Below are 26,136 nucleotides of genomic sequence, written 5' to 3' on the forward strand. Positions count from 1 at the left end.
CCGGGTCAGTGCCTGTGTTCAAAAGTCTTAGCAGTGTTTTCCCAGGTCAGGAATCGAACGGAGCTCGCATCGCAGCTCGTCGGTGGGCCGGGTCGAGGTGGCGAGGAGGAACAGCAGGATGTCGGACGCTTATGCCAGCATGCTCGTGTGATGACCACACCTGACGACCGTCCAAACGAGGCCACGCTCGACTTCCTGCGTTCGGTGTTCCCAGCCGAGTGGCGCGAGCCGATCCTGGGCCGTGATGGAGTCACGGCCTGGGAGGCCGAGAACCGGGTGACGCTTCCGGAGCCCTACCGGACCTTCATTGCGGAGATCGGCAACGGCAGCAGCCTCGGTCCCCCGGAGGATGAGGGTCTTCAGCCGCTGGGATGGCTGCCGGAATGCCGGCCGGGCACGGGGCCGCGGCGCCCGGGAGAGCCATTCCCCCTGGAAGAGGCGTGGATGTGGGAGGACGGCGAGACGATCGATGCTTACGATCCACGCGTCGATGCCGTCTTCAACCACGGGTCGGTCGTTCTCGGCGCCGAGGACGGACCATCGTTCTGGCTGCTGGTGACGACGGGACCTCATCGCGGTGAGGTCCGGATGGTGTCCGACGTCGGAGCCGCCCCGGTGCCGGTCTCCGAAGCCAGGAGCTTCGATGGATGGGTCCTGCACTGGCACGCAGGCAACGACTGGCTTGCCTGAGCGCAACGCGCCGGACCGCTGAAAGCCGATTCCGGGCGTGAGCACGCCATTTCAAGACGCCCGGTTCGAACTCCTGGTCACCGAGCCCGCCGTCCGTACCGAGATCCGCATCGGATACGCACGGTAGCCAGGCATGAGACATGTCCAGGCGGGGCTGTCTCATCATGCTCCGTCAGTTCTTCGGCCTCCGCAGTGAGACAACCGGGTCAGGCCACCGGGCGGATCCGGCCGCCGGTCTTGTATCGAAGTGCGGCTTCCAGCCGATCGCGAGCCTCGGTCTGGGCAGCGATCCGTTCGTTGAGAACCGCCAGCCGTTCCAGTGCGACCCGCAGACCATTGTCCGACGGCGGCGCGGCGGCCACATCACCATCCAGGCAGGGCAGGAACACCTGCACGTCGTCGAGGGTGAGTCCGGCGGCCAGCAGGTAGCGGATGTTGCGGACCCGCACCACTGCCCGTTCGTCGTAGACGCGGTAGCCATTGGGGGCCCGCTCGGAGGAGATCAGCCCGGCCTGTTCGTAGTGTCGCAGCGCACGGGGGCTCGTCCCGGTCGCCTTGGCCAGCTCGCCGATCCTCACCCGTTCCACCTCCGGGGCCACTCCTATCACGCCACGACCGCGCCGCCGTCGACCGGGAGCACAATCCCGGTGACGAACGCAGCGGCCGGTGAGGCGAGCTGGGTAATGGCCCAGGCCACTTCCTCCGGCTGACCGATCCGGCCCAGCGGAGTGTGGGCCAGCTGCCATTCCCGCACCGCGGCGCTCCGCTCCGGCGTCAGGCCCTGGTGTTCGCCGATCGGGGTGTCGATCGCGCCAGGGGCGACCGCGACCACGCGGATGCCGCGGGGTGCAAGTTCGACCGCCCAGCTACGGGTGAGCAGTTCCAACGCGGTCTTGGTCGCGGCGTAGACCGAGCTGCCGGGCCAGGCCCGCTGTCCCACCGATGTGCTCACATTGATGATCACCCCGCCGGCCGCCTCCAGGAGGGGTAGCGCGGTCTGTGTCAGCAGGATGGGTGCGATCAGATTGGTGGCGATCTGCGGGGTGATCGTCTCCGGTGTGAGGGTGCCGAGGGCACCGCTGCGCACGATGCCGGCGTTGTTGACCAGCACGTCCAATCGGCCGTGCAGCTCCCGTGCGGTGCGGATGATCCGCTCGGGCTCTCCCGCGGAGGTGACGTCTGCGGCCAACGGGGTGATCCGCTCGTGACCGGCGGCGGTCTCGTGGAGCGGTTCGACCCGCCGGCCGACGGCGAGCACGTGGGCGCCCTCCGTTGCGAAGGCCCGGGCGGTGGCCCGACCGATCCCGGTGCCGGCCCCGGTGACGGCGACGATCCTGTTGCTCTGCGGTGCGGTGCTGGTGTCCATGCCGTGATCGTCGAACCCTGCCGCCAGTGACAAGGTCAAGCGGCGACCGGTGGGATCCGCTGGTCCAATGGGCTCACCGAGCCGGGAGCATGTGGACCGTGGCATGTGGGGCGGACCCGACTTCCTGCCGCAGAGCGACGATGAGCGGGTGCTGAGCCGCGAGGCGGGACAGGGCTGTGGCCTGGAGCTCCTGGTAGAGCACCGTCACGCGACCAGCCCTGGGCCCCGGTGCGCCGGGAGGACCGGGCAGGCTCGGCGCGACGGGTCCGCCGTCGGCGAGATCGGCCAGGTCCCGGGCGAGCTCGTCCACCGCGGCCCGCTTCACCCGGGCCGCTCCGGCCGTCCGCGTCGGCGGCGGCAATGGCAGTGACGGAACCTCCGGCGGAAGGGTTGAGGACGGAGACGCCTCCCGCTCCGGCTACCCCGGCCAGAACGGCGGCAACGGCGGCAACGGCGGCTCGCCAGGCCACACCTTCGCGGCGCCCTGCGGTCGGGGTGCGGAGAATCCTGCGGATCACTCGGGTAGACCGCCGGCACGAGCGAGTCCAGCAGGTACCGCTCGATCCTCTCGGCGGTCGGGAAGTCGTCCCGGCCTGCGAGATCGCCGGGATTCCTGTCCTGGTCCGGGTCCCGGTCACGGCGTCGGTGAGCGGCCGCCAACGGTCTCGCTGTTGCGGGGGGGCATTGTGGAGCAGATAGCCCACGACCGTCTCCGTCGTCAGCGGCCGGCCCTCGACCACCGGGACCGAGCGCAGCACGGGCCCCTTCCTGATCGCCTTGGCGTAGTCGTGGGTCCGGCAGGTCAGCACCAGCGGCTCATGCGCCGGGTAGCCGGAGTTGAGTTTCCGCAGGGCCAGTGGCCGTTCGGCGGCAGGCAGTTCGTCCAGACCGTCGAGCACTGGCAGGATGCGCCTGCGGTTCGGCAGGTCCCGGGCCATGCTGGCGCTCAGGCACGGGTACGCGTCGACGATCTGGCAGATCAGCCAGGATTTCGGATGTTCTTCGACCCTCCCTCGAGAGCTGGCCGCAACCGCCGGCCTGTTCGGGGCCAAGCCGCTGGTGTTCCCGGAGAACCCGCCCGCCCGGGTCGGCCTGTCCTCGGTCACGGTGGACGGCACCGTCGGGCCGCCGCTCCGGATTCCCCTGCCCCGCAGCCCACTTGGGCCCTACGCCTTGACGGTCCTGAAGGTGCCCCGGTAGTCCGCCGGGGACGTGCCGACGTGGCGGTGGAAGGCCGCCCGGAAGGCGGCGGGGCTGCCCAGCCCGCTGAGCCGGGCGACCTGTTCGACGGGCGTCGTGGTCGCCTCCAGGAGTTCGCGGGCCCAGTCGATGCGGGCCGCGGTGAGCCAGGCCATCGGCGAGGTGCCCGTCTCCTGCTGGAAACGGCGGATGAACGTCCGGCGGGACATGTGCGCGCGCTGGGCCAGGTCGTCCACGGTCTGCCGGTGGGCGAGGTTGCCGAGCATCCAGGTGCGCACCGGCCCGAGGCCGTCGCCGCGGGCCAACGGCCGGAATCGGTCGATGAACTGCGCCTGCCCGCCGGGGCGTTGGGGCGGGGCGACGAGCACCCGGGCGCGGGCGTTGGCGGCCGCGGCGCCGAAGTCCCGCCGGATGATGTGCAGGCAGAGATCGATGCCGGCGGTCACGCCCGCCGAGGTGAGGACGTCGCCGTCGTCGACGTAGAGCTGGTTGGGCCGCACGTCGATCCGGGGGTACCGGCGCTGCAGCTCGGCGGCATCCTGCCAGTGGGTCGTCGCGGGGCGCCCGTCCAGCAGCCCGGCGGCCGCCAGGACGAACGCGCCCGTACAGATCGACACCAGCCGGGCGCCGCGCGCGTGCGCCGAGCGGATCGCCGCCAGTGCCGCGGCCGGCGGCGGGCTGTCCGGGTCCTGGTAGCCGGGGACGACGACGGTGCCGGCGTCCCGCAGCGCCTCCAGCCCGGCGGCCGCGGCGACGGTGAAGCCGCCGCTGTCGACCGGTCCGGCGGCCGGATCGGTGCAGACGGTGACCCGGTAGTGCGAGTCCGTTCCGAAGGTCTGCACCGGGATGCCCAGGTCCAGCGGAAGCACCCCCGGAAGTGCCAGCACCGCGACCCGGTGTCCCTCGGTGACCGGCGGGCCCGGCGTGGTCGGCGGGCGCGGTGCGGTCGGTGCGGTCGGTGCGGTCGGCGTGATCGACATGGCACGATCCTAGCGACCCATGGCCCCCGTGCCACTGTCGCGGGCAGGACTCCGGTTCCTAGCCTTGAGCCATGGACATCCCACTCGACCTCCCCACCGGCCCCCTGGCCGACGCCGTCCTCTCCGCCGTACAGGCCACCGAGACCCCGGCGGTGGCCAACCACAGCGTGCGCAGCTTCCTCTTCGCCCAGCTCCTCGCCGCCCACGAGGGCTGCTTGGACGACGCGGCCTACGACCGCGACCTGCTGTTCGCCGCGACCGTCCTGCACGACATCGGCACCGGCACCCTGGCGAAGGGCGACGCCCGCTTCGAGGTGGAGGGCGCGGACCTGGCGGCGGACCTGCTGCGGCAGCACCACGTTCCCGAGCCGGACGTCGACCGTGTGTGGGAGGCGATCGCCCTGCACGCCTCCACCGGCATCGCCGAGCGTCGCGGCCTGCTCAGCTACCTCACCCACGAAGGCGTGAGCACCGACTTCGGCCGCAACGCGGACGTCGTCGCCCCGCACGCGCGGCGGATCCACGCCGCCTACCCCCGGCTGACCATGGTCGGCTCGCTCGTCGACGCGATCGTGGAGCGGGCCGCCCGCTCGAAGGCCGCCGCACCCCGCTACTCGCTCGGCGGCGAACTGCTCCGCGAACGCCGGGCCGACGGCATCACCGGCCTGGAGCTCGCCGCCGCCACCTCCCCCTGGGCGGCGGAGTAGCCGCCCGCCCGGACACCATCGGGGCGTGCAACGGCGCGTGCTCCCTCCCGCACGCGCTCGGCCGTGAATCCCCCGCTCTGGGGGGCGCGTTGACGAGGACGGCCGAGTGGACGAGGACGGCCGAGTGGACAGGACGGCCGAGTGGACGCCCGGCCGCCGGCGCCATCGCGCCGCGCCTCGATCGGATGATCGGGTCCGCGGCGGCAGCCAGGGGCGTGTCGAAGCCCGGGCGACGGGCGACGGGCGACGGACGGCAGGCTGCGGGCGACGGCGGCGGGCGGCGGTCGCCTGCGGCCGGTCACGGGTGGCAGACGGCTTCGGAGGACCCGGGGAGGTACACCTCCTTCTCGGCGCGGGTGAGGTCCCGGGCGACGGCACCGCAGATCGCGCCGATCGCGGCGTCCGGTGCGATGTAGAACCAGAGCCGCGCGCTGCCGTCGTCGCCGCCGGTGGCAAGGGTTCGCCCGTCCGGGCTGAACGCCACCGACCGCACGGGGCCGGTGCGGCCTGTGAAGGTGACGAGGGCCTTGCCGGTGGCCACGTCCCACAACCGCACGGTGGCGTCGGTGCCGACGGTGACGAGGGTGCGCCCGTCCGGGCTGAACGCCGGAGGCGGTACGGCGTCGGCATCGGCGCCGGTGAGGGTGGTGACGGTCCTGCCGGTGGCCACGTCCCACAGCCGCACCGCGGCGCTGCCGCCGGTGGCCAGGGTGCGCCCGTCCGGACTGAACACCACCGACCGCACGGGGCCGGTGTGGCCGGTGAGCGTGCTGACGGTCTTGCGGGTCGCCACGTCCCACAGCCGCACGGTGCCGTCGTGGCTGCCGGTGGCGAGGGTGTGTCCGTCCGGACCGAACGCCACCGACCGCACGGGAGCGGTGTGGCCGGTGAGCGTGGTGAGGGTGGTGAGGGTCGTGCCGGTGGCCACGTCCCACAGCCGCACGGTGCCGTCTTCGCTGTCGGTGGCGAGGGTGCGCCCGTCCGGACCGAACACCACCGAGGACATGGCATCGGCGCCGGTGAGGGTGGTGACGGTCTTCCCGGTGGCCACGTCCCGCAGCCGCACCGTGGCGCTGCCGCCGGTGGCCAGGGTCCGCCCGTCCGGGCTGAACGCCGCCGAGTGCACGACATCGGCGTCGCTGAGGGTGGTGACGGTCCGGCCGGTGACCACGTCCCACAGCCGCACCGTGGCGTCGTGGCTGCCGGTGGCGAGGGTGTGCCCGTCCGGACTGAACACCACCGTGTCCAGGGCCCCGGTGTGGCCGGTGAGGGTGGTGACGTTCCTGACGCCGGCCACGTCCCACAGCCGCACCGTGGCGTCGTGGTCGAGGGGGGAGTCCCCGGTGGCGAGGGTCTGCCCGTCCGGGCTGAACGCCACCGCGCTCACGGGGCCGGTGTGGCCGGTGAGGGCGGCGGTGCTCCTGCCGGTGTCCGCGTCCCACAGCCGCATGGTGGAGTCGTCGCCGCCGGTGGCGAGGGTCTGCCCGTCCGGACCGAACGCCACCGACCGCACGGGGCCGGTGTGGCCGGTGAGCGTGCTGACGGTCTTGCGGGTCGCCACGTCCCACAACCGCACGGTGCCGTCGTCGCCGCCGGTGGCGAAGGTCCGCCCGTCCGGACCGAACACCACCGTGTTCACGGAACCGATGTGGCCGGTGCCGGCGGTGACGGTCTTCCCGGTGGCCACGTCCCACAGCCGCACCGTGGCGTCGTTGCCGCCGGTGGCCAGGGTCCGCCCGTCCGGGCTGAACGCCACCGAGGACACGGGGCCGGTGTGGTCGGTCAGGGTGGCGGTGGTCCGGCCGGTGGCCACCTCCCACAGCCGCACCGTGGCGTCGTTGCCGCCGGTGGCGAGAGTCCGCCCGTCCGGACCGAACGCCACCGACCGCACGGGGCCGGTGTGGCCGGTGAGGGTGACGGTTCTGCCGGTGGCCACGTCCCACAGCAGCACAGCGGTGGTGGTGCCGGTGGCCACGGTGCGTCCGTCGGGGCTGAACGCCACCGAGGACACCGGGCCGGTGTAGCTGGTGAGGGCGGCGGTGCTCCTGCCGGTGTCCACGTCCCGCAGCCGCACAGCGGTGCCGCCGCCGATGGCCACGGTGTGCCCGTCCGGACCGAACACCACCGAGGACACCGGGCCGGTGTGGCCCGTGAGGCGATGGCGCAGGGGCAGGCGCGCGCCGTCCCGGAGGGCGGCGGCGGCCTCCAGGGTGGGGCTGGTGCGGTAGGCGGCCACCGCGAGGAGGGCGGCGAGCTCGGGGTCCGTACCGATCAGGGAGGCGGACTGGGCGGCGAGCTGCCGGGACTGTGCGGCCTGCCGGGCGGTGACGGCCGTCTGCCGCTGCCAGAACGCCACCCCCGAGGCGACCAGGGTGAGGGCCAGGGCGGCGGCCAGGACCGTGTTGAGGCGCCGGCTGCGCCGGGCGGCGGCCTGCTGGCGGTGGCGGCCCGCGGCGAGGAAGTCGTCGAGGCCGCCGGGCAGTCTGCGGCGGCCCGACCAGTCGGTGCCCTCCGCGAGGAGGCTTCCGGAGGGCAGGTCCTGGGGGTCCCCGCGTTCCTGCCAGCGGGCGTGCTGGGCGCGGGCGCGGTGGAGCCAGTCGTGGAAGCGCAGGTCCTGTTCGACCCATCCGCGCAGGGTGTCCCAGTCGCGGATGAGCGCGTCATGGACCAGCTCTGCCACCGCGGTCCCGTCCGGGCCGTCCGGGCCGTCCGGCCGCGCATCCTCGCGGATCCGGTCGGTGGTGACGATGCGGTGCCGGGAGAGCACCGCCAGGACCTCGTCGACGGCCCGCAGCGAGTCGGGCGCGGCATCCTCGGCGGCCAGTTCGCGCAGCTCGCCGAGCGGGAGCCGCTGGCGCACCGCCGGGACGTTCAGGGACTCGTCGGCGGGCCGTACCAGGGCTGTCAGCATCCTGCGGGCGATGTGCCGCTGCCGGGTGGTGAGTTCGCGCAGGGCGGTGTCGCACCAGTCGGCGAGGGCCCCGGTGACGGCGCCGATGCGGCGGTAGGCGTCGTGGGTGAGGCGGCCGTCGTGCTCCGATCGGCGTTCCCACAGCCGGGTGAGGGCGATTTCGAGCAGGGGCAGGACGGTGACGGGGGCCTCGGAGCTGCCGGCGGTCCGGGGGTTCAGGGCCAGGACGTCGGCGATGATCCGCTCCGCGAGGCCCGGGTCGAACCGCGTGCCCAGGTCGTGGGCGGGGCCGGTGACGATCGCGTCCAGGTCCGCGGCGGTGAGGGTGGCGGGGATGTTGAGGACGCCCCTCGCCCGCAGCGCGACGTCCAGCAGGTCCGGGGCGAGCGCGGACAGGCGGGAGTAGAAGTCGTCGCGCATCACCAGGACGACGCTGACAGCCGCGTCGGAACGGATCACGGCGGTGATCCGGGCGAGCGTCCGGAGGGCCTGGGGCCCGGCGGAGGGGGCGAGGAGTTCCTCGAACTGGTCGACGACCAGCACGGTACGGGGCCCGGGGACGGCACCGGCCACATCGCCGTCGTCGGCCCCGGGCTGGCCCGCCCGCGCGAGGGCGGCCGGCAGGTCCGGGCCCGGACGGACGACCACGGGCAGCCACCGGTCACTGCCCGGCAGCCGCCCCGCGGCCAGCGCCGGCAGCACCCCCGCCTGGACCAGGGAGGACTTCCCCGAACCGGACGGGCCCAGCAGCAGCACCACCCGGCGCCCGCCCGCCAGACCCGCCAGGACCTGACGCACCGCCTCCTCACGGCCCCGGAACCAGCGGGCGTGCTCGGCGGTGAAGGGTTCCAGCGCGCGGTAGGGCGACACGTCGCGCTCGCCGAGGGCGGGCCAGACCTCCCGCAGGACGGCGGTCGGGGTGACGTAGGCGATGCCCAGGCCCCGGTCGTGGCCGTCCGGCGCGGTGATCGCGGTGAGCATCCCCACCACCAGGCCGGTCGCCTCGTCCAAGACCGGCCCGCCGCTGAACCCCTGCGTCAGATCGTTGGCGTCGGTCAGTTGCAGGAGCTCACCCGCGCTGTCGGCGGCCGGCAGCAGACCGCCCGCCGTGGCGAACCCGAAGTGCCCGCCCGGCGGCGCCTGTACGGGGAACCCGAACGAGCGCACCCGGTGCCCGCGGCAGCCCGCCGCCGACCCCAGCGCCAACGGCGCCACCCCCACCGCGCGCTCCAGCCGCACCAGCGCGACGTCCTGCTCGTGCGGCTCGCGCCACGCGGCCTCCAGCACCCGGCCGGTGACCATCGGGGCACCGGGCGCGTGTGGGAAGACCAGCGTCACCGTCGCGCCGGGCCCGTAGCCGCCGTCCGCCAGGACGTGCGCGCACGTCACCACCAGGTCCCCCGCGACCAGGAAACCCGCGCCCACCACCAGATCGGCCCCGTCGCGGACCTGCGCGACGGCCGCCGGCACGCCACCGGCCGCCCCGGCCCGCGCCGTGTCCCGCTCGGCGGCCATCCGTTCAGGCCGTCGGTTCGTCGTCGCCCACGGAAGCCTCTTCGGCTTCTGCGGGGGCCTCGCCCGCGGGGGCCTGGCCTGCGGGGGCTTCGGCCTCGCCCTTGCGCCATACCATGCGCACCGTCAGATGGCAGTTGGCCGAGGTCTTCGTGATCACCACCCCGGCCTCCGTGGCGAGATCGACCCCGAACTCCACCTCCACCTCGGCCGGCCCCGCGTCCCGCAACCGCCGCAGCACCGTGCGCGCCATGTCGGTCACCGGCTCCAGCGCCGACCCCAGACTCGCCGGAAGATCCCGGACCGCGTCACCGACCCGGCCCGCCTTCACCGGCCCGGCCGCCCCGTCCACCGCCTCGACGAGGATCGAACCCCCGCCGTCCAACGGCACCCGCGCCAACTGCTGCCCCATCTCGCCCCTCCCTCAACGCCGCCCCCCGGCGGCCACACCCACACCGTACTCGCGCCGGTATGGGGAGAAGGCGCGAACTCCCTGAACAGGCAAGGCCGTTCGAGCCTCCCCCCAACCGGCCGCACGAGCACCGCACCAGGGGATGCGCACGCCCGCCCTCCCGCACGGCCCGCAGCAGCCGCGAGCCGGCTTCTACGGCGGGCTGGTGGCGGCCCCCAGGCGATGTCCGCATGCCCGGACATCGGAAAGCGAGTGCCCGCATGAAGCACCGGACAGCCTTCGCCATACCCGTGCCGGCGGGCGCCGCCCTGGTGGCCCGCGTCCTGATCCCGGCCTCCGGACCGGCCTCGGTACCAGCCTCCGGACCGGCCGAGGGCACCCCTCCCGGCCCGCTGTCGGCGTCGACCGCGTCCGCGTCCGCATCCGCAACCGCATCCGCGGCGGCCACGCTCTCCGGGCAGGAACTCGCCGTCGCGCGGACGACAACGCCGGAGCAGCCCGTGCGCCTCGCCCTCGAACGCCCGGCGGGCACCTCCGGGGTCCGCGTCCCCGGCGGCGGCATCCTAGAAATCTGGGATACCGCCGACAACCGCCGACAACCAGAATCGGTACGGACGATCCCGTCGGCGCACGGGCGCCGGGTGGGTGGAGCCAGCCCTGGAGCCGTCCATGACCCTCTCGTTCGAGTCCCCCGTCCCTCAGCGGGAGCCCGCGGAGCACCGGGCCCTCGTGGGCGAGCTGTTCGGGCGAGAACGTGAGACGGCCGAGCTGCTGCGGCTGCTCGCCGACCCCGCCGTCCCCGGCGTGCTGCTGCACGGCCTACCGGGCAGCGGCAAGAGCCGGCTGGCGTCCGCGGTCGCCGAGCGGTACCGGGCGGCGGGCGCCGTGGCCGGAACTTCCCTCCAGGCTCCGCTGCTGACGGCCGATCAGGTCGAACCGGACGAGTACCGGACGCTGCTGGCCCGATGTCGCGCGAGTGGGGCGAAGCTGCTCGCGACCGGTCGGCTGACGTCCGCGGGCGCCGACGTGGCCTTCCAGGTGGACCCGTTGGCCGTTCCGGTGGACTGGTCACCGATCGGCCTGGACGCCTTCTGCCGCATCCCCTCGGTGCAGCTCTTCACGGCCGCCCGACGTACCTGGAGCCCGGGCTTCACGGTGACCTCCCGATGTCAGCAGGCCGTAGGCCGGATCTGCGTGGAACTCCGGGGCCTGCCGGGCGCGTTGGTGCTCGCGGCTCGGGTGGCGGCACTGGAGGGCACCGGCACCGTCCTGGCCGCACTCGGCGGGGCGGGGGAAGCAGGCCCCACAGGAAGCGACCCCGCGGGACACAACCCCGCGGGAATCGACCCCGCAGGAGGCAGGCTTCCGGGAGGCGGACTTCCGGGCGGCGGGGCGGAGGCGGAACCGGGCCGCCCGCCGGCCTCCTGCGCCGGGCCGCGCGTCCCACCGGCGGACGGGTCGCCGGGAGGAGCGACGAGGCGACCACCGGGGCGGGGCGGCCCGCTCGGCGCCGACGAGGCGCGGCTGATGGCCTGCGCGCCCCTGTTCGTCGGCGGGTTCGGGCCCGAGGCGCTCCGGGCGGTGTCCGGGATCTCGCCGAGCGCCTTCCCGGCGACGCTCGAAGCCCTCCTCGCCCGCCAGTCGCTGACCCTCGAGGAGCGGCCGTCCGGCCGACTGGACGGCGCCGCCGAAACGCGACTTCACGTGCCGTTCGACGGCCTGCTCAGGGCCCGGCCCGTCGGCGGCACATCGGCGGCCCCCACCCTCCGCCATGCGCGCTACTACGCCAGGCTCGCGGCCCGGGCCGGCGGTCGGCTGGTCACCGGTGACCAGCGCACGGCCCTGCTCGCCCTGCGCGTGGAGGAGGCCAACCTCCGACGGGCGGCCAACACCCTCACCGGTCACGGGCTCACCGTCGAGGCCCTCGACCTGATGGAGCGGCTGCTCACGTGCGCCCGCGTCGCCGGCCGCGGCCCGGCCTGGACCGACCGGGACGCCACGCTGCTCGCCTCCACCGATGACACCGGCGGGCGGACCCTCCTACGGCTCACGCTCATGCGCGCCGATGCCCGACTGCTCGACGGCGAACACGAGGCGGCGGCTTCCCTCCTGGACGAGGCCGAGGCGGCCTCAGCCGGGTCGGAGCGATGTCGGACCGCGCCCGATGCCGATTCCACGGCGGCCCGGTTCCTGCGACTGCGCGCCCTGACCGGGTTCGACCGTGACCCTGCCCGGGCACTCACCGCGCTCACCCGGGCAGCGGAGCTCCTCCGCGCGGCCGACGACGAACCGGCGGCCCTGCGCGTCGAGCTGGAGGCCGCCCTGGCCGGGCTTCGGCTCGGCCGGACCGCTCACGCCGGCGCGCTGGCAACCCGGGTGCTGACGGCGGCGCGGCGCCGGGGGGACGCGCTGCTGACCGGTACGGCCCTGCTCCACCTGGGCCTGCTCGCCGCCGCCTGCGATCCCCCGGCGGCCCGCGCCCACTACGCCGAGGGGCTGACCCGGCTGCGCCCGCTCGGCGCCGTCGCCACGCTCGGCGCGCTGATCGGCCTGGTCGCGAGTCCGCTGCGCCCCGCACCGGCACGGGCCACCGACGCCGCCCGGCTGCTGGGCAGCTTCCATCCCGGGCGCGCCGGCATTCCCGGCGACCCGGCGGATCCCGACCTGGCCACCGCCCGGCTGCTCCCCGGCATCCGCCGCCGGCTCACCGAGGAGGAATTCACCCACGCACTGGCGACCGGCGCGGCCACCGCACTCCTGGACCTCCTCTGCTCCCTCGGCGAGCCGGACTCCACCGGGACGCCATCGAGGAGGAAGCTGACGGACCGCCAGTTCGAGGTCTCGCTCCTGGTGGCCGACGGACTGAGCAACCACCAGATCGCCCGTCGCCTGGGCATCTCGGAGTGGACCGTGGTCAACCACCTCCGCGAGGCGATGCGGCGGTTGCAGTGCTCCTCGCGGGTCGGCGTCGCCGGCTGGGTGCACCAACTCGGCTTCCAGGTCGACCGGTCCGCGTACCGCCCGGCCGTCACATCCGCGACCACCCGGGGCGTCTAACGAAGCGCCGCGAGGGTCGCCACCCGGTCGAAGCGGCCGTCGATGGCCCCGTCCCCGTGGTGCACGACGAGCAGGGCGCGCCCCTCGGTCCGTTCCCGGAGCACCCGGAACACCAGCTCCCTGCCGCCGTCGTCGAGGTTCGCGAACGGCTCGTCGGCCAGGTACACGTCCGCGTCCTCGTGCAGGAGCACGGCGACCCCGACCCGCTGGCGCTGGCCGGACGACAGGTCCGAGGGCAGTTGGTCGGCCAGGCCGTCCAGGTCCATCGCGGCGCGCAGCCGCTCGTCCGCGACCAGTTCGCGTACCGGCAGCGGGGGCAGGTGCACCGGAGCGGTCAGGCTCGCCACCCGGGGCGGCAGGGTGACCGTCCCGGCATCGGGGGCGAGGGTCCCGGCCATGACGTGCAGGAGCGTGGTCTTCCCGCAGCCGTTGGGGCCGCGGAGCAGCACGCGCTCACCGACGCGCAGGTCGAACGCGTCGATCGACACCTCGGCCCCCTCGCCGTACCCGACCCGCACTCCGCGGACCCGCACCAGGGCTCCCTCGTCGTGGTACGGGGCCTGCCCTGATTCCCGCAGGGACTCGATCCGCTGGAGGACCGCGCCGCTCCGTCGGGCCTGCGGAATCATGTTGACGAGCTCGAAGATTCCGGTCACCGCCCGCCACAGCGAGTTCACGAAGGCGAGGAAGCTTCCGAACGTCATCCGACCGGCGAGGACGAAGAAGGCTCCGATGATCATCGAGGCGGTGTCCGACAGGTTCATCACCAGGTCGCTGAGGGTTCGCTGCCGCTGCGACAGCCGGAAGTTGACGAAGGTGGTGTCGAGGAAGCCGCGCAACGCGTCCCGGTTCACCGCGCGGGTGCCCGGCCGCAGTGACGGCAGACCGCGCAGGGCGGGGAAGGACTCCAGCGTGCGGGTCAGCGTGTTGATGTACCGCGCTTCCGCCTCGCGCTCGGGGCCGGTGTTCTTCTCGATCCGGTCGCCGAGCCGGTTGCTCACGAGCACCAGCGGCGGCACGATCACCAGCAGGATGAGGCTGGCCTGCCAGGACAGGTAGAACAGCACGCCGAGGAAGGCGACCGACGCGACCGACTGCCGCGCGATGCGCAGGGAGACGTCGATGGCCGGCAGGACGCCCTGGGCGACGTCGTTGTGGATGCGGCTGACGTACGAGGCGTTCCCCGCCTTCGCCACCTCCCGGCCGTCCAGGCCGAGCGTGCGGCTCAGCAGCTCCGTCTCCAGCACCAGCGTGAACGCGTTCTCGAGGCGCTTGCGCCGGCAGGCGACGGCGTAGCCCGTGATGTTGAGGGTGAGTCCGAGCAGGAGGTACCCGAGGCCGAGGAGGAGGAACCTGCGGAAGTCGGCGGTCAGGATCGCCTGGTCGAACAGGGCCTTGAGCAGCAGGGGGTGCAGCAGGGCCTCGAGCCCGCCCGTGGCGGCCTCGGCGACGAGGACCACCACGAACGGGGCCCGGTGGCCCCGCAGCGTACGCCACAGCCGGTTGGTCACCGCGCCGCCTCGTCCAGCAGGAAGTCGGCGGTGCCTCCGGTGTTCACGCGGTGGAGCACCCGCAGCAGCCCCGCCGACCCGGTCAGGTAGTCGCAGGAGCAGCGCAGCAGCCCCTCGCCGGGAAGACCCAGCAGGGTCCGGCCGTCCTGGCGCGGCAGGCCGAAGCGCTCGGCGGGCTCGAACAGGAACACCCTCCGGACGGTGTCGAGCTGCGTCAGCGCCCTGTCGCGGTAGGAGCGGTCCCCGGTGAACTCGGCCGCGTCGAGCAGCGCGTCGGCGATCCCGGTCATGCCGAAGCCGTACCCGGGCAGCACCGAGTAGCGGACGTCCAGCCCGCGCAGGACGGTGCGCGCCGCGTCCAGGTCCCCGTAGCGCAGCAGCACCTGCGCCACGCCGGCGGACCCCACCTCGATGTACGGCTCCATGGTCCCTTCGTGCTCGAACATGACCGGACCCCCGTCGTTCAGGGGCTTGGCGTGGGCCATCTCCCAGGAAAGCGCCTGCCGTCCGAGCCGCAGGTGGTGATCCTCTCCCGTGACCTGGTGCATGCGCAGCAGGAACACGGCGACGCCGGCCTGTCCGAATCCGAGGCCGGTCAGCGGCCCCTCGGTGGCGAACTCGTTCACCCAGTGGGCTCGCCCGCCGTCGTGCCGCACCGTGTCGTGCAGGACCTGCGCGCAGTCCCGTGCCGCCGCGAGATCGCGCGGGTCGCGGCCCTGCAGGAAGAAGCGCAGGTTCGTCATCCCGACGCCGGCGAGGCCGTAGTAGAAGGTGTAGTCGCCCTTCTCCAGCGCGCGCCGGTTGGCCCGGGCCAGCAGGTGCCTGGCCTCGGTCCCGAACCCGAGCGAGTCGGCCGCCCAGGCGATGCCGGCCAGGCCGTTCATGAGGCCGTCCGGGTACTCCGCGCTGTCGATGCCGGCCAGTTCGCCGCCCAGCCAGTCGCGCCATTCGGGCCGGATCGCGATGCCGGATGACTGCAGCGCCCACAGGACGCCGCTCGCCCCGAAGCCGAGGCTCAGCGGGTTGGTGACGTGCGCGAAGGGGTCCACGGGGAAGAGCGTGTCCCGGCCGGTGTCGGCGACGGCCTCGACGAACGCGGCCACTCCGTCCTCCGCCTCCACCAATCCGAGCCGTTCCTCGACGACCGGCCGCGCCGGGAGGGCCTCGACCTGGTCGAGCAGCTCCGCCTCGTCCTCCAGGGCGTCCAGCACGTCAGTGAGGCCGATCCGGTCCCCGGCCAGGTCGGTGATCAACCGGTGGACGCGCTCCGGCCAGCCCAGGCCCTCGGTGATGTGGATCCGGTACAGGTCGAGGACGTCCTCGCGCAGGTAGGACATCGCCGCGATCGGGAAGACAAAGTACGCCATGGTGGACGCCAGGGCGTACCGGTCGCCCTCCGGCCCGAATTCCCTGAAACCGTCGCGCGAGAGGCTGAACCCCGGTGTGTAGAGCTCGACGGGCTGCTCCAACTCCGTTTCGCCGCTCCCGCCGCGGCTGTCGGTCCCGGCCAGCCGGCAGGCCTCCAGGTCGACGATGGTCACCTCGTGGGTGTCCGGGTCGACGAGCAGGTTGGAGGCGGTGAAGTCGGCGAGGATCACCCCGCGGTCGTGCGCGGCCTGGATCGCGCGGGCCAGCCCGCGGAAGACGGCGAGGAAGATCCGCAGGTACTCCCGCGACTGCTCGATGTCGAACCCCGGCCGCGCGAGCGGGTTGCGTTCGAGCAGCACCGAGCGGAGGTCGGAGGCGTCGACGAACTCCTCGGCGATGAAGTGGTGCTCCCAGTGGCGGAACTTCGCGATCGGGGCCGGGTACGAGCCGGTGTCCGCCAGCCGGTTCAGGAACATCCACTCGCGGTCGAGGATGTCCACGGCGTCGTGGTTCCGACGGGGGTTGATGTTGGTGTGCGGACGGGCCTCCTTGAGCAGCACCGGCCGGTCGTCGTGCGCCGTGTCCTCGGCCGTGTACACGCCGCCGCTGTTGGAGAACTGGATCGCCCCGGTCACCCGGAACCGGCCCCCGACCAGGCCGTCGTCCTCGTCCTCGTCCTCGGGCTTCCAGTCGTCGAAGGGCCAGGGCACCCAGTCGGGCCGGGCGTTCCCCACGCTCCGGTCGTCGGGGACGGGACCGTCCGGTCCGAGGATCCGCGGGTGCCGCCGGCCGAGGACGTCGACGGTGTGGGTGTCGAGGAACTGGCCGTAGCGGAAGTACAGCGCCCTGCTGTCCCGGTAGCGCAGGTCCGACAGGACGTAGGCGCCCTCGTAGCCCTCCAGGAGTCCGGCCAGGTCGGCCAGGACCTTCCTGAACTCGTCGTCGCCGCGCGGGTAGACGGTGACGAGCTTGCCGCCGCTCCCCCGCGACATGGCCTTGGAGTTGAGCATCTCGAAGACGTTGATGTCGAGGGCTATCTTGAAATCGGTCCCGCGTTCCGTCAGGTATCCGACCACCGAGGCGGCGATCTCGCGCACGTGACGGCAGCTCGCCGACACGTGGATCTTCCAGCCCTGTGCCGGCAGGTCCGGACTGGGCCGATGGCTCCACCAGATGCCGCTGCGGACGAACCGCGCCCGCAGCGGCTCGTCGAGCCCGGCGAGGAAGTGATCCGCGCTCGGTTCGTACGAGACGTCGAGCGGGTCGAAGAACAGCGTGTCGTTCCACGCGAAGAGGAAGCGGTAGACCCATCGTTCGTTGCGCATGTCAGCCTCTGTGATCGTCCGCGGGCAGCCGGTGGGAGCGGCGGGGTCCGTGCGGGGGCGCGGCGCACCCCCGCACGGACCCGTCGGGCTACGACTCGCCGGGCTTCGGCGGGGGGGTGCAGCAGCGGCCGCTGCTGCTCGTCAGGCTGACGATGGCCACGGCGCTCAACTTGACGCGGGCCTCCATGTTCTGGAGCTTGAGGACACTCATCAGGGTCGTCTCCTGGGAGATCACGTGCGCGGGACGCGCAACAAGGGTGGGATGCGCACCGGCCGGCGGCCGGCGCGCGCCCGGACCGTGATGCCTCCGCGGCCCGGGTGATGGAGAGTCTCGTCGCGGCGCCCCGGGTGCCGGTAGGGGCTGATAGTTGTCATGGCCTTCCGACCGGTTCGGCCGCAGACTGAAGAGTTGTCGTCCTTCCGGGCGTGATCACCGCTTCCTCCCACCGGGAAGGCGCGGGCCGCCACCCCTCGGCCACGGCTTCGAGCGGGCTGAGGGCCGCCGCCCGGCGCACGGGAACGACGCCCCGGGCGACCGCGACACGCTGCTGCTGCCCGCCGGACGGCCGGCCCGTCCGGCGTCACAAGGGGTGCCGGACGGGCCGGTTCAGCGCAGCACCTCCAGCTCCGGCCAGTCGTCGCCGGGCCGGTCGAGGAAGTCGGTGGGGCGCCCCGTCAGGTACCGCGCGAAGAAGGCGGCGACGGCGGTGCGCTGGGCGGCCAGGGAGCGCAGGGGGTCGACAGTGCCGATGAGTCCGGCCGCGTCGGGGACGGGGAGGCGGCGGACGAGCTGGGGCAGGAGGACCTGGAGGTCGCTGTACGAGCCGTGGGCGGCGCCCCGCAGCCGCAGGGCGTGCCGGGGGCCGGTGGACGCCGCCCAGCAGGAAGCCCAGCTCGGTTCGGTGCGCAGGGTCTTCGTGCCGGAGGCCATCAGCAGGAAGGGCTTGGCGAGGCCGCTGTCGGCGGCGGGTCCGAGGAGGGCGCCGTCGAGGTCGGCCGCCGCGCGGACGCGGGGCTCGTCGTGGGCGAGCCCGGCGGCGACGGAGCCGCCGAGGGACTGCCCGAGCACGCCGGTCCTGGCCGGGTCGGCGGCTTCGGCGAGCCCGTCCGGGAGTGGGCCGATGCCGCTGTCGGGGCGGTCCCCGCGGGCGAGCCGGTCGAGGGCGTCGAGGACGAAGCGGGCGTCGGCGAGGCGGGCCCGGGAGTGCCCGGCGAGGAGGACGGCGATGACCTCCGGGGTGAGGTCGTCGGGGAGCGGGAGGGCGCGTTCGACCCGGCCGCCGGGGAATTCGACCTGTTCGGCCTCGTACGTGGAGTCGAGGGCGACGACGAGGTGGCCGCGGCTCGCCAGCTCCTCGACCAGGGTGGTGCCGAGGGCACGCGAGCCGCCGTCGCCGGAGGAGAACAGCACCACGGGCAGCCGGCCGGCGCGGCGGGCGACGGGCGCGCCGGTGCGGGCGTGGGTCCTGATCCCCCGCCAGTCGGCGGCGCCGGCGGGGACACCGAGGGCCGGTGCGGAGTGCGCGTCCCAGTCGGCCGCCGCGGCCGGGGGCAGCCAGGGGGCCGTCGGGTGCCCGGCGCCGGGTTCCGCCGGGTACCAGAGGCCGGCCATGAGCTCCCGGTAGGGCTTGGCGGGGAGGAGGGGGTCGGGGCGGCTGTCGTCGACCAGGTGCAGCGCGACGGTGCCTACGGGCCAGGGCCCGGTGGGCGCGGGCAGGCGCAGCGGGACGGGGGTGCCGGGGGCGTGCGCGGGGCCGTGTCCCCCGGCCGCGCCGGCGGGGCGGCGTCCCGGGACGGGGGCGGCGGCCGCGGTGGCGAGCGCGGCGGCGCCGAGCGTGCCAAGCAGGGCGCGGCGGGTCGGGGGCATGGGCGGGCTCCTCGGGCAGTGCGGGTACGGGGTCGCCACCAGGATTCCGCCGCCGGGGGTGCGGGGCGCCCTGCCGGGGGACGATCCCGGCGGTGGACGCGGGTCGCCCCAGGGCTCCTCCGCTCCTCCGCGCGGAGGAGCCCCCGGTGTTCCGGGGTCTCCCCCGGTCTCCCCCGGTGGGCGGACGCTGCGGCGGGCGCGGGGGCCCTACCGTGGTGCTCCGGCGAGGACGCCGGACGACGCGGAGGCGAGGACGGACACGATGGCCGAGACCGGCGCAGTACGGACGGGCCCGCCGGGCGCCCTCGCCCGGCTGCCGGGGCGGGTGCCGCCCCTGGTGGCGGACGCCGCGCTCGCGGCGGCCCTGTTCCTGGTGACGCTCGGCCCGGGGCGGGTGGCGGATGGTACGGGCTTCGCGCTGCAGACCGCTCTGGTGCTGCCGCTGGTGTGGCGGCGGCGGGCGCCCCGGGCCGTGTTCGGGGTGATCGCCGCCGCGGCGCTCGCGCAGTGGCTGCTGGGTGTTCAGCTGCCGGCCGACGCGGCGTTGCTGGTCGCCCTCGGGACGGTGGCCGCGCGGGCGCCGCACCGGTCGGCGTGGGCGGCGGCGCTGGTCGCGGTGGCCGGGACGGTGCCGGCGGCGGCGCGCTGGGCACCCGAGGGCCGGTTCCTCGCCTCGGCCGCCGCGATGACGGCGGCGGTTGCCGCGAGCGCGCTGATCGGGGCCAACGCCCGGATCCGGCGGGCCGCGCGGGCGGAGCGGCTGGCGCGGCTGGAGCGGGACCGCGACGAGCGGGAGCGTCGGGCGGTGGAGGAGGAACGCGCCCGGATCGCAAGGGAGTTGCACGACAGCGTGACACACGGCCTGTCGGTGGTGGTGGCGCTGGCGGACGCGCTCGGGCACGCGCGGCCGGCCGACGCCTCCGCCGTGACGGCCCGGATCGCGGAGACCGGACGGCAGGCGCTGACCGACATGCGGCGGGCGCTGGGCCTGCTCCAGGACGCCGGTCCCGACGCCGGTCCCGACGCGGGGCCCGGGGACGAGCGGCGGTCGCCACCAGGGATCGAGCAGCTCGGGGCGCTGTGCGAACGGACGGAGGCGGCAGGCCTCGTGACCCGGCTGCGGGTGGACGGCGAGGCCGCCCGGGTGCCGGCCGCGGCGCAGCTGACGGTGCACCGGCTCGTCCAGGAGTCGCTGGCCAACGCGCTGCGCCACGCGCCGGAGGGGGCGCGCGCCGAGGTGCGGGTGTCCTGCGCGCCGGGGGCGGTCACGGTCGAGGTGACCGACGACGGGCGGGCCGGAGGGACGGGGCGACCGGGATCCGCCGGGTCCGGGCGGGGTCTCGCGGGGATGCGGGAGCGCGCCGCGGCCTTCGGCGGGGTGTTGGAGGCGGGCCCGCGGCCGGGCGGCGGCTGGCGGGTCTTCGTACGGCTGGATCCCGGGGGCGCGCCGTGAGCGTGCGGGTGCTGCTGGTGGACGACGAGGAGCTGCTGCGGCTGGCGTTCGGCATGATCCTGCGCGCCGAGCCGGACATGGAGCCGGTCGGGGAGGCGGCCGACGGGGCGGCGGCGGTGGAACTGGCGCGGCGGCTGCGGCCGGACGTGGTGCTGATGGACGTGCGGATGCCGGGCACCGACGGCATCGCGGCGACCCGGCAGCTGCTGCGCGAGCTGCCCGGGACGCGGGTGCTGGTGCTGACGACCTTCGACCTGGACGCGTACGCCTTCGACGCGCTGCGGGCCGGGGCATCCGGCTTCCTGCTGAAGAACAGCCGGCCGGAGGAGCTGCTGCGGGCGATCCGCGACGTGGCCCGGGGGGACGCCGTGGTCTCCCCCCGGGTGACCCGGCGGCTGCTGGACCGCTTCGCGCACCGGCTCCCCGCCGGCGGCGACGGTGGCGGGGGCACCGCGGAGCGGCTGCGCGTGCTGACCGCGCGCGAGCGGGAGGTCCTGCTGGGCGCCGCCCGCGGCCTGACCAACACGGAACTCGCCGCCGCCCTCGGTCTCGCGGAACCCACGGTGAAGAAGCATCTCGGCCGGGTCATGGCCAAGCTGGATCTGCGGGACCGGGTACAGGCGGTGATCTTCGCGTACGCGTGCGGGCTGGTCGAACCGGGGTAGGCGCGTCCGGGCGCCGCCCGGGCTGACTCCTTCTTCCCGTAAGGTTTTTGACGACACATCAGGCTTGCGAAATGGTCGCCCGTCGGTGAAGCCGTCGGCGAGGAGTCCGGCCCACCCGTCCACGAGCCGGCCGCGTCGCGACGGCCGCAGGGAAAGGAACGCACGCACCGTGACCCAGAACCTGTTCCGGCGGTCCTGGTCGGCCGCCCTCGTCGCCACGGCCATGGCCTGCGCCTGCGCCTTCGCCGTGCCGGCGCAGGACGCGGCGGGCCGCTCCGCCGCCGATGGCGCGGCTCCCGTCCCACGGGATCCGGCCCACACCGACGTCGTGTTCATCGGGGCCCACCCGGACGACGAGTTCCAGTCGCTGGCCACCTTCGCCCAGTGGCGGGAGCGCGACGGGCGGCGCACCGGGCTGGTGACCGTCACGCGGGGCGAGGGCGGCGGGAACGCCGTCGGGCCGGAGGAGGGCGCCCGGCTCGGCCTGATCCGTGAGACGGAGGAACGGGAGGCCGTCGGCCTCGCCGGGATCGACAACGTCTTCTACCTCGACAAACCGGACTTCTGGTACACCCTCTCCGCGCCCCTGACCTCCTCCGTCTGGAACCGGGCACCGGGACCGCCCACCGACACGCTCGAGCGGATCGTCCGGCTGCTCCGCGCGACCACCCCGGCCACCGTGGTGACGATGGACCCGCGTCCCTTCGACCAGCACGGCGGGCACCAGGAGGCCGCCCGCCTGGCCGTCGAGGCGTTCCGGCTGGCCGGCGACCCGAGGGCGTTCCCCGGGCAGATCACCGATGAGGGGTACAGGCCGTGGCGGCCCTCCCGGTTGCTGGCCCAGAACTGGGGGTTCGACGGGCCCGTCGGTCCGTCCTGCGCCACCGCCCGGCTGACGGATCCCCACACGGGGCTGCCCGTGGAGGGCGTGTGGACCGGCGCGCGCTCCCGCTCCTCGGGCAAGACCTTCGCGCAGGTGGAGCGCGACGCCGCCCGCAGGTACGTGACCCAGGGTCTCGGCTCGCTGCCCGCCACTGTCGACACCCCGCCCGGACGGCTGCCGTGCGAGTGGTTCACCGTCCTCGCCCGCGCCGGCGCACCGCTCCCCGCCACCGTCCGGGAACAGTCGGGACTGAAGCCGCTGTACGCCGAGTTCCGCGACTGGACCCGGCGGGTGGGGATGCCCTGGCTGGCGAACGGCGCCCAGCCCGACTACCCCGCCGCTCCCGCGACCGAGGTCCCGGCACTCGACCGTCCGCCCGTCGTCGACGGCACCGCGGGCCCCGGCGAGTATCCCGGGCCCGAACTCCCGCTGCGGCACTGGGCCGGCCCGGACTGCGCCCCCGGCGACTGCTCCGCGACCGCCCGGCTCTCCCGTCACGGGGACGGCCTCTACGTGTTCGTCCAGGTCGACGACGACCTGATGGGCAGCGCCCTGGACGCCCGGAACGACTGCAAGCGGCACTGGCGCACCGACGCCGTCGAGATCGGCATCGATCCGCGCGGCGACTCCGACGACACCTCGACCACGTTCAAGACCGGCGTCCTGCCGTTCACCGCGAACGGCGGTGGCCCCTGCGCGGAGCGCGACGGCGACAACCACCAGGGCCCGGCGGACGTCACCTCCCCCGGGCTGGCCGTCGCCTCCCGGGTCACCGCGCCCTACCGCGGCTACACCGTCGAGGTGCGGATCCCGCTGTCGGGCCTTCCGGCCGTCGTCGACCCCGAGCGGATGACCGCGAACGTCCTCGTCTACGACTCCGACACCACGGACAAGGTCGGCAAGAGCCGTCTGGCCTGGTCCCCGTTCGGCAGCGCCCAGGCCGACCCGTACGTGTGGGGCACCGTCCGCCTGCCCGGCTACACCCCGCCCCCGGACGGGCCGGCCTCCCCTCCGCGGATCCCGACGGAGGCGGCCCGGAGCCAGGACTCGCCCGCCTCGGTCGCCCAGTCCGAGCGCCTCGGCGTCCCGCTCGCCGCGGGGCCGCGTCTTCCCGACCGACCCGCCGCCGGCGGGCGGGCCGCGTGGCGCGAGGAGCGGTGACGCGCGGCCCGGGAGCGGCGAAGGGCCGGTGACGAGAGGGGGCGCGTCCTGGGAGTCCGGCACCGCCTGCCCGGAGCCCGGTGCGCACACGCCGCCGCGGCCGGGAACCGGAGTGGGGTCCTCGCCTCACGGGCGGAGCGGCGCCGGGCCCCGCGGCACGTGGGTGCCGGCCGCCGGGCCGGGCCGTGCGGGTGGGGTCAGGCCTCCTCCGGGGCGGCCTCCCAGGCGCCGTAGCCGCCGATGAGGTCGTAGGTGTGCGGGTGGCCGTGGTGGCGCAGGAGGCTGGCGGCGATGGAGGAGCGGCTGCCGCCGGCACAGTGGAGGACGACGGGGCGGTCGGTGGGCAGTTCGCCGTGGCGGGTGGGGAGTTCGGCGAGCGGGAGGTGGAGGGAGCCGGGGATGGCGCCGTTCTCGCGTTCGCCGGCGCCGCGGACGTCGACGACCAGCGGGGGCCGGGCGCCGGCGAGTTCGGCGCGCAGGGCGTGGACGGTGAGGCGGGCGCCCTGGCGCATCAGCTCGGGGTGGGCGACGAAGACGTCCTCCGGGTCGGCGAGGTGGCCGGCGACCTTGTCGAAGCCGATCCGGGCCAGGCGGGTGACGAGTTCCGGGCCGCGCTCCTCGGGGGCGATGACCAGCAGGTCGCGGTCGGGCTCGAGGACGGTGCCGGACTGCTCGGCGAAGCGGCCGTCGGCGGGGACATTGAGCGACTCGGCGAGGTGTCCGGCGGCGAAGGCGGCCGGGTCGCGGCCGTCCACCACCAGGGCGCCCCCGGCCCGCAGGCGCAGGAACTCGGCGCCGGTCAGGGCGCGGACGGCGGCCGGGTCGAAGAGTTCGCGCTCGCGCCGGTTGAGGTCCGCGTCGTAGCCGAAGTAGCCGGGCGCGGTGGGCTGGCCTTCGGTGACCAGGGCCACGAAGGTCGCCTCGTCCATCGGGGCGCAGGCGTAGTTGGTGGCGCGCTCGCGGCCGATGGTGGACTGGCGGTCGGTGGAGAGGTTCTTGCCGCAGGCGGAGCCGGCGCCGTGGGCCGGGAAGACCAGGGTCTCGTCGGGCAGGCCCATCAGCTTGCGGTGCACGCTGTCGTAGAGCATGGTGCCGAGTTCCTCGGCGGTGACGCCGGCGGAGGCGAGCAGGTCGGGGCGGCCGACGTCGCCGATGAACAGGGCGTCGCCGGTGAGCACGCCGTACGGGACGGTGTCGTCGGGCTGCTCGAAGACCAGGATGCTGATCGACTCGGGGGTGTGCCCGGGGGTCTCCATGATCTCCAGGGTGACGTCGCCGAGTTCGATCCGTTCGCCGTCGGCGAGCTTGCGGATGGGGTAGTCGGTCTCCGCCCGCTGCCCGTACCCGATCCAGGCACCGGTGCGGTCCGCCAGCTCGAGGTGGCCCGCCAGGAAGTCGGCGTGGAAGTGGGTGTTGACGACCGCCTCGACGGTGAACCCGCGGGCCGCGGCGTCGGCGACGTACTCGTCCACGTCACGGCGCGGGTCGACGACGACGGCACGGCCGGTGCGCTCGTCGGCGATCAGGTACGAGGCCTGGGAGAGGCAGTCGAGGTAGAACTGGGCGAAGTACACGGGGAACCCTCCTGGGCGACGTCGGGCGCCACAGCGCCATCGTGATACCCCCCTCGGTATATTTACGAGCATACGGCCACGGAGGCCGATACGGGCGGGGGTATGCCGAACGATTTCGATAATACCCCCCGGGGTACTATGGTGGAGATCGAGGGGGACAGCCGCCGCCACCGCACCGGGCACCGAACCGGGACGGGCGGGGCCGAGAACGCGCCGGTCAGGCCGCCGTTCCGGGCCATCGAGCCCGTACGAGCGCCCGCGCCGCCCCCGATCCGCCGGACACCACCGTCCGGTCCGCACCACTGGAGACACCACATGCCTTTGCCGCCGCACGCCCACGGGCCCCACGGCCCCGGCGCCCCCGGGCGGACCACCCCCGCCGAGGCCCAGGAGCTCGCCCGCACCGGCGCCGCCGTCCTGCTCGACGTCCGGGAGGCCGCCGAGTTCACCGCCGGGCACGCCCCCGGCGCACTGCACCAGCCGCTGATCGCCCTGGTCGCCGGCGTCCCGCTGCCGGACGGGGCCACCGGGCGCACCGTGCTGGCCATCTGCCGCTCCGGCCACCGCTCCCAGCGAGCGGCGGAACTGCTGGCGCAGCGCGGCGTCGAGGCGCTGAACGTGATCGGCGGCATGAACGCCTGGGCGCTGGCCGGGCTTCCGGTCGCCGCGCCCGGCGGTGGCACCGGGCACGTCATATGACCACCCTGCTCCTGGCGCTCGCCGCCGGCGCGGTGGTCGGCCTGGCCCTCGGCGGACTGGGCGGCGGTGGCAGCATGCTCGCCGTCCCCGCGCTGGTCTACCTGCTGGGCTTCACTCCGGCGCTGGCCACCACCGCCAGCCTGGTGATCGTCGCCGCGACCTCGCTGACCGGGCTGCTCGCCCACGCCCGGGCGGGCCGGGTCCGCTGGCGCACCGGCGCGCTGTTCGCCGCCGCCGGACTACCCGCCGCGATGGCCGCCGGGGCGCTGTCGGCGCACGTACCGGGCGCGCTGCTCACCGGCGCCTTCGCGGTGCTGGCGGCGCTCGCGGCCTGGCGGATGCTGATGCCGCCCAAGCCGCAGGCGCAGGAACGTTCCGCCACAGGACCGGGCCGCTCCACGGCGGCCGGCGCCGGGCTCGGCGCCGTCACCGGCCTGCTCGGCGTGGGCGGCGGCTTCCTCGCCGTCCCCGCCCTCGTCTCGGTGCTCGCCTTCACCATGGCCGAGGCCGTCGGCACCAGCCTGCTGGTCATCACCGCCAACTCGCTGGCCGCCCTGCTGCCCCGCCTCGGCGCGACCGGCGCCATCGACTGGGCCGTGGCCGCGCCCTTCACCGGGGCCGCGATCCTCGGCGCCTGGGACGGCAAGCGGCTGGCCGACAAGCTCAGCGGCAGCACCCTCCGGAAGGCCTTCGCCATCGCCCTGCTCGCCGTCGCCGCCCTGATGCTCGTCACCACGCTGAGCTGACCGCCGCACCGAGCCGCGCGCCCCGCGCAGCCGCCGCCCACCACGCCGA

Annotated in this window: 19 protein-coding genes; 9 read left to right on the forward strand and 10 right to left on the reverse strand. The window is 74.7% G+C overall.

The features are described 5' to 3' along the window. Positions 1–150 precede the first annotated feature (150 nt). Positions 151–690, forward strand: coding sequence for an SMI1/KNR4 family protein (locus ACWD4P_RS07585; protein WP_449778905.1), 540 nt, complete (start codon positions 151–153; stop codon positions 688–690). Between the two features lie 206 nt (positions 691–896). Here ACWD4P_RS07585 and ACWD4P_RS07590 read toward each other — a convergent pair whose 3' ends face one another. Continuing rightward, positions 897–1,268 (reverse strand): MerR family transcriptional regulator, encoded by a 372-nt coding sequence (locus tag ACWD4P_RS07590; protein ID WP_449778906.1) that lies wholly within the window; start codon positions 1,266–1,268, stop codon positions 897–899. Positions 1,269–1,294: 26 nt separating this feature from the next. Then, the gene (locus ACWD4P_RS07595; protein ID WP_449778907.1) at positions 1,295–2,056 is read right to left on the reverse strand and encodes an SDR family NAD(P)-dependent oxidoreductase; all 762 of its coding nucleotides are present in this window, start codon (positions 2,054–2,056) and stop codon (positions 1,295–1,297) included. A 936-nt stretch (positions 2,057–2,992) separates the two neighbouring features. Here ACWD4P_RS07595 and ACWD4P_RS07600 point away from each other — a divergent pair. Continuing rightward, the gene (locus tag ACWD4P_RS07600; protein ID WP_449778908.1) at positions 2,993–3,256 is read left to right on the forward strand and encodes a hypothetical protein; all 264 of its coding nucleotides are present in this window, start codon (positions 2,993–2,995) and stop codon (positions 3,254–3,256) included. Here the strand turns inward: ACWD4P_RS07600 and ACWD4P_RS07605 are convergent. After that, a complete protein-coding gene (locus tag ACWD4P_RS07605; RefSeq protein ID WP_449778909.1) occupies positions 3,223–4,236 on the reverse strand; it encodes a GlxA family transcriptional regulator in 1,014 nt (337 codons plus the stop codon). The two genes, ACWD4P_RS07600 and ACWD4P_RS07605, sit on opposite strands and share 34 nt — an antisense overlap. Positions 4,237–4,307: 71 nt before the next feature. On the opposite strand from ACWD4P_RS07605, the gene ACWD4P_RS07610 reads away from it, so the two are divergent. After that, positions 4,308–4,943, forward strand: coding sequence for an HD domain-containing protein (locus tag ACWD4P_RS07610; protein ID WP_359824566.1), 636 nt, complete (start codon positions 4,308–4,310; stop codon positions 4,941–4,943). 298 nt (positions 4,944–5,241) lie between these two features. Here the strand turns inward: ACWD4P_RS07610 and ACWD4P_RS07615 are convergent, their stop codons facing one another. Together ACWD4P_RS07615 and ACWD4P_RS07620 are read right to left on the reverse strand one after the other, a co-directional pair. After that, complete coding sequence (locus ACWD4P_RS07615; RefSeq protein WP_449778910.1) at positions 5,242–9,369, reverse strand: nSTAND1 domain-containing NTPase; 4,128 nt, start codon at positions 9,367–9,369, stop codon at positions 5,242–5,244. A 4-nt stretch (positions 9,370–9,373) separates the two neighbouring features. Continuing rightward, positions 9,374–9,778: a CU044_2847 family protein gene (locus tag ACWD4P_RS07620; RefSeq protein WP_449778911.1), complete on the reverse strand. Its 405-nt coding sequence runs from the start codon at positions 9,776–9,778 to the stop codon at positions 9,374–9,376. A 669-nt stretch (positions 9,779–10,447) separates the two neighbouring features. On the opposite strand from ACWD4P_RS07620, the gene ACWD4P_RS07625 reads away from it, so the two are divergent. Then, entirely contained in the window at positions 10,448–12,835 is a 2,388-nt protein-coding gene (locus ACWD4P_RS07625; protein WP_449778912.1) for a LuxR C-terminal-related transcriptional regulator, read from the forward strand. Here the strand turns inward: ACWD4P_RS07625 and ACWD4P_RS07630 are convergent. From ACWD4P_RS07630 to ACWD4P_RS07645, 4 genes are all read right to left on the reverse strand, one after another. Next, entirely contained in the window at positions 12,832–14,346 is a 1,515-nt protein-coding gene (locus ACWD4P_RS07630) for an ATP-binding cassette domain-containing protein (protein ID WP_449778913.1), read from the reverse strand. The two genes, ACWD4P_RS07625 and ACWD4P_RS07630, sit on opposite strands and share 4 nt — an antisense overlap. After that, a complete protein-coding gene (gene lanKC, locus ACWD4P_RS07635) occupies positions 14,343–17,039 on the reverse strand; it encodes a class III lanthionine synthetase LanKC (protein WP_449778914.1) in 2,697 nt (898 codons plus the stop codon). The genes ACWD4P_RS07630 and lanKC overlap by 4 nt, the downstream gene beginning before the upstream one ends. Before the next feature lie 88 nt (positions 17,040–17,127). Continuing rightward, positions 17,128–17,250: a class III lanthipeptide gene (locus tag ACWD4P_RS07640; RefSeq protein WP_359824552.1), complete on the reverse strand. Its 123-nt coding sequence runs from the start codon at positions 17,248–17,250 to the stop codon at positions 17,128–17,130. Between the two features lie 396 nt (positions 17,251–17,646). Continuing rightward, complete coding sequence (locus ACWD4P_RS07645; protein WP_449778915.1) at positions 17,647–18,906, reverse strand: alpha/beta hydrolase family protein; 1,260 nt, start codon at positions 18,904–18,906, stop codon at positions 17,647–17,649. A 262-nt stretch (positions 18,907–19,168) separates the two neighbouring features. Here ACWD4P_RS07645 and ACWD4P_RS07650 point away from each other — a divergent pair, with 262 nt between their 5' ends. The 3 genes from ACWD4P_RS07650 (at position 19,169) to ACWD4P_RS07660 (ending at position 23,068) form a co-directional block, all read left to right on the forward strand. Continuing rightward, positions 19,169–20,359 (forward strand): sensor histidine kinase, encoded by a 1,191-nt coding sequence (locus ACWD4P_RS07650; protein WP_449778916.1) that lies wholly within the window; start codon positions 19,169–19,171, stop codon positions 20,357–20,359. Then, positions 20,356–21,024, forward strand: a complete 669-nt coding sequence (locus ACWD4P_RS07655) for a response regulator transcription factor (protein WP_449778917.1) — start codon at positions 20,356–20,358, stop codon at positions 21,022–21,024. Before ACWD4P_RS07650 ends, ACWD4P_RS07655 begins: the two co-directional genes overlap by 4 nt. Positions 21,025–21,193: 169 nt before the next feature. Further along, positions 21,194–23,068: a sugar-binding protein gene (locus ACWD4P_RS07660; protein WP_449778918.1), complete on the forward strand. Its 1,875-nt coding sequence runs from the start codon at positions 21,194–21,196 to the stop codon at positions 23,066–23,068. A gap of 197 nt (positions 23,069–23,265) precedes the next feature. On the opposite strand, the gene ACWD4P_RS07665 is transcribed toward ACWD4P_RS07660, so the two are convergent. Then, the gene (locus tag ACWD4P_RS07665; RefSeq protein WP_449778919.1) at positions 23,266–24,642 is read right to left on the reverse strand and encodes an MBL fold metallo-hydrolase; all 1,377 of its coding nucleotides are present in this window, start codon (positions 24,640–24,642) and stop codon (positions 23,266–23,268) included. 315 nt (positions 24,643–24,957) lie between these two features. Here ACWD4P_RS07665 and ACWD4P_RS07670 point away from each other — a divergent pair, with 315 nt between their 5' ends. Next, positions 24,958–25,341, forward strand: a complete 384-nt coding sequence (locus ACWD4P_RS07670; protein ID WP_449778920.1) for a rhodanese-like domain-containing protein — start codon at positions 24,958–24,960, stop codon at positions 25,339–25,341. After that, on the forward strand, positions 25,338–26,087 hold the full coding sequence (locus ACWD4P_RS07675; RefSeq protein WP_449778921.1) for a sulfite exporter TauE/SafE family protein: 750 nt from the start codon (positions 25,338–25,340) through the stop codon (positions 26,085–26,087). The genes ACWD4P_RS07670 and ACWD4P_RS07675 overlap by 4 nt, the downstream gene beginning before the upstream one ends. The last annotated feature ends 49 nt before the right edge of the window (positions 26,088–26,136 follow it).

The sequence above is a fragment of the Kitasatospora sp. NPDC002543 genome (genome assembly GCF_053594915.1).